At 47.2% G+C, this 538-nt stretch carries 1 protein-coding gene; it reads left to right on the forward strand.

Annotated features, from left to right (window positions below; genetic code table 11):
- On the forward strand, window positions 1-538 hold a 538-nt coding region (gene nagA, locus R7R24_RS29925; RefSeq protein WP_318120616.1), incomplete at both ends, for an N-acetylglucosamine-6-phosphate deacetylase.

The following is a 538-nucleotide window of genomic DNA, read 5'->3' on the forward strand; positions in this document are numbered from 1 at the left end:
CCTTCCTACGCTTATTACGTCTTCTGATGAAGATATGCGCGCGGCAATCGCCGCAGCTCGCGAATATCACAAAAAATACCAAAACCAATCGCTTGGCTTACATCTTGAAGGCCCATACCTTAACGTCGCGAAAAAAGGTATTCATAGCGTAGACTTCATCCGTCCATCCGATGACGGCATGATTGACCTTATTTGCTCAAATGCAGACATCATTGCCAAAGTAACTCTTGCGCCAGAGCAGAACGACCCTGAACATATCGCACGCCTAAAAGCTGCAGGCATTGTGGTATCAATCGGTCACACAAACGCGACCTATGCTGAAGCACGCAAGGGTTTTGAGGCCGGTATTACTTTTGCAACTCACCTATTCAATGCGATGACTCCTATGGTTGGTCGTGAGCCAGGAGTGGTTGGTGCTATTTACGATACACCAGAGATCTACGCAGGCATCATTGCTGACGGCTTCCACGTAGACTACGCAAACATTCGAATTGCTCATAAAATCAAAGGTGAAAAGCTTGTTTTGGTGACCGATGCC

This window comes from Vibrio sp. 704 (assembly GCF_033339295.1).